At 70.8% G+C, this 3,155-nt stretch carries 2 protein-coding genes; both read right to left on the bottom strand.

All coding sequences use genetic code 11. The features are described 5' to 3' along the window. Positions 1-708: CHAD domain-containing protein (locus tag AOK08_RS28725; RefSeq protein ID WP_157876842.1), on the bottom strand; the 708-nt coding region annotated here is incomplete at its 3' end. Continuing rightward, positions 689-3,061: an RNA degradosome polyphosphate kinase gene (locus tag AOK08_RS28720; RefSeq protein WP_107101070.1), complete on the bottom strand. Its 2,373-nt coding sequence runs from the start codon at positions 3,059-3,061 to the stop codon at positions 689-691. The genes AOK08_RS28720 and AOK08_RS28725, both read right to left, overlap by 20 nt. Positions 3,062-3,155 lie beyond the last annotated feature (94 nt).

Raw genomic sequence — 3,155 nt, 5'->3', positions numbered from 1 at the left:
GGGCAGGTCTGTGGTGGCGGCGGTGGGGGTGAGGGGGACCTCGCTGGCCAGGACCGCGACGTTGTCCGCCACGGCGTGGAAGCGGGAGGAGCCGAGGGCCTGTAGGGCTGCCGAGTGGGAGCGGGTGCGGGCGAGGGTGAGCTGGCGTTCGAGCAGGGCGCCTGCTTTCGCGGCGCCCACCGTCAGGTTGCCGCCGCGGTCAGCCGTGGGGGGCTGGGGTGGGGGGCCCGAGGTGCCGGCTGTGCCGGGGTCCTCCCCCAGTGCCTTGAAGGCCTGGGAGGTGCCCCCAGTGCCCACCCGTTCCGCCCCAGCGGAACGACTGCCCACCGCTACGCGCGCCTGGGTGGGGATCGGGGTGGTGCCCGACAGGCGGTGGAGGGCCTGTAGGAGGCGGTCCAGGCGGGCCGCGTAGGCGTGTTCTCTGGCCAGGGTGCCCGACAGCCAGGCCAGTTCGGGGTGCATCGCCTCCGACCAGGTGGGGTCGAGGAGGGGGCGGAAGGTGTGGAGGGTGCCCGTGATGCGGCGGGCCGCGTGGCGCAGGGCGCGGGCCGCGTCCACGGGCTCCTCCCCGGACTGTCCGGAGGAGCCCGTGCCTGTCTCCCTGTGCAGGCGCAGGGCGCGGAGGAACTCCGTCGCCTGCGCCCTCAGGTAGTCCGCCAGGGCGTCGGCGGTCACGGGGTCGGTCGGGTCAAGGTGTCGCTGTGCCACGCCTACGCCTCCGGGCGTCTATGAGCATCTCCTGGACGTGCCGCAGGGGGTGACCCTCCGGGTCCGTCGCGTGCCGGGTCCATTCGCCGTCCGGGCCCAGGTGCCAGGACTGCGTGGTGTCGGACATGCCGGTTTCCAGCATCCGGTTGAGCGCGGCCCGGTGGGCGGGGTCCGTGACCCGGACGAGTGCCTCGATGCGGCGGTCGAGGTTGCGGTGCATCATGTCGGCGCTGCCGAACCACACCTCGGGCTCGCCGCCGTTGCCGAAGGCGAAGATCCGGGAGTGTTCGAGGAAGCGGCCGAGGACGGAACGGACCCGTATGTTGTCGGAGAGGCCGGGGACCCCGGGCCGTACGGCGCAGATGCCCCGGACCCAGATGTCGACCGGGACGCCTGCCTGGGAGGCGCGGTAGAGGGAGTCGATGAGCGCCTCGTCGACCATCGAGTTGACCTTGATACGGACATACGCGGGACGTCCGGCACGGTGGTGCTGGACCTCCTTGTTGATCCGTGAGATCAGGCCGTCCCGCAGGGACTTGGGGGCCACCAGCAGGCGGCGGTAGGTCTCGCGGCGGGAGTAGCCGGACAGCCGGTTGAACAGGTCCGAGAGGTCCGCGCCGACCTGCTGGTCGGCCGTGAGCAGGCCCAGGTCCTCGTACAGGCGGGCCGTCTTGGGGTGGTAGTTGCCGGTGCCGACGTGGGAGTAGCGGCGCAGCGTGTCGCCCTCCTGACGGACCACCAGGGACAGCTTGCAGTGGGTCTTCAGGCCGACGAGGCCGTAGACGACGTGGCAGCCGGCCTCCTCCAGCTTGCGCGCCCACTTGATGTTGGCCTGCTCGTCGAAGCGGGCCTTGATCTCGACGAGGACGAGGACCTGCTTGCCCGCCTCGGCCGCCTCTATGAGGGCGTCCACGATCGGGGAGTCGCCGGAGGTCCGGTACAGGGTCTGCTTGATGGCGAGGACGTCGTCGTCGCCGGCCGCCTGCTCCAGGAAGGCCTGGACGGAGGTGGAGAAGCTGTCGTACGGGTGGTGGAGCAGGACGTCCCGTTCGCGCAGCGCGGCGAAGACGTCCGGCGCGGACGACGACTCGACCTCGGCCAGGTCGCGGTGGGTGCCGGCGATGAACTTGGGGTACTTCAGCTCGGGCCGGTCGAGGGAGGAGATGCCGAAGAGGCCGGTGAGGTCGAGCGGACCCGGCAGCGGGTACACCTCGGCCTCGGTGATCTTCAGCTCCCGTACCAGCAGGTCGAGGACGTACCGGTCGATGGACTCCTCGACCTCCAGGCGCACCGGCGGCCCGAAGCGGCGCCGCATGAGTTCCTTCTCCAGGGCCTGGAGCAGGTTCTCGGCGTCGTCCTCCTCGACCTCCAGGTCCTCGTTGCGGGTGAGGCGGAAGGCGTGGTGCTCCAGGACCTCCATGCCGGGGAACAGCTCTTCGAGGTGCGCGGCGATGACGTCCTCGATCGGCACGTACCGGTTCGGGGAGGCCTCCAGGAAGCGGGAGAGCAGCGGCGGCACCTTGACGCGCGCGAAGTGGCGGTGTCCGCTGACCGGGTTGCGGACGATGACCGCGAGGTTCAGGGAGAGGCCCGAGATGTACGGGAAGGGGTGTGCCGGGTCGACGGCCAGCGGGGTGAGGACCGGGAAGATCTGGTGGCGGAAGAGGGTGAACAGGCGGGCCTGCTCCTTCTCCGCCAGCTCGCTCCAGCGGACCAGGTGCACGCCCTCCTCGGCGAGCGCCGGGGCCACGTCCTCCTGGTAGCAGGCGGCGTGCCGGGCCATGAGCTCACGGGAGCGGGCCCAGATCATCTCCAGGACCTCGCGGGGCTGGAGGCCGGACGCCGAGCGGGTGGCCACGCCGGTGGCTATACGGCGCTTCAGGCCGGCCACCCGGACCATGAAGAACTCGTCCAGGTTGCTGGCGAAGATCGCGAGGAAGTTGGCGCGTTCGAGGAGGGGCGTATTGGGGTCCTCGGCGAGTTCGAGTACTCGCTCGTTGAAGGCGAGCCAACTGCGCTCCCGGTCGAGGAAGCGGCCCTGCGGCAGCAGCTCACCGTCGTAAGGGGCCTCCTCGTACTGGTCGAGGTCGGCGTCGATGTCGGGTTCCAGGTCGGAGACCACGGCCGACACGGTGTGCGGTCGGTGGGAGGTCAGGGAACCGACGGACGGCTGTGCGTGCTGTACCTGTGACCGGTCATTCGGCTGGCTGCTCATGGCCCCATTGTTCCGCGTCTCGCCCGGTACGGGCGCGTCGGAGCGCGCGGGCGGGAGCACGGCGGGGCCGGGCTGGGCCGCTCCGGACCCGTTGATGCCCTCGGGGGGCGGCGAAGGCTCAGGCACGGCGGGCGTCATTGGCTGAGCCTTGCAAGCCTGGCTGAATCACTGGTTACGGGGACATGACGTCCGGGATATCGGGGGGCGGCTCGCAGGTGTGAGTGGGGGTGAG

The sequence above is a fragment of the Streptomyces graminilatus genome, from assembly GCF_001418565.1.
Lineage (GTDB): Bacteria > Actinomycetota > Actinomycetes > Streptomycetales > Streptomycetaceae > Streptomyces > Streptomyces graminilatus.
Note: the sequence above shows the minus strand (reverse complement) of the source record. Positions and strands in the feature narration are given on the sequence as shown.

Excerpts from the sequence above, each read along its gene's own strand:
- AOK08_RS28720 (WP_107101070.1), bottom strand. The coding sequence starts at position 3,061 with ATGACGCCCGCCGTGCCTGAGCCTTCGCCGCCCCCCGAGGGCATCAAC.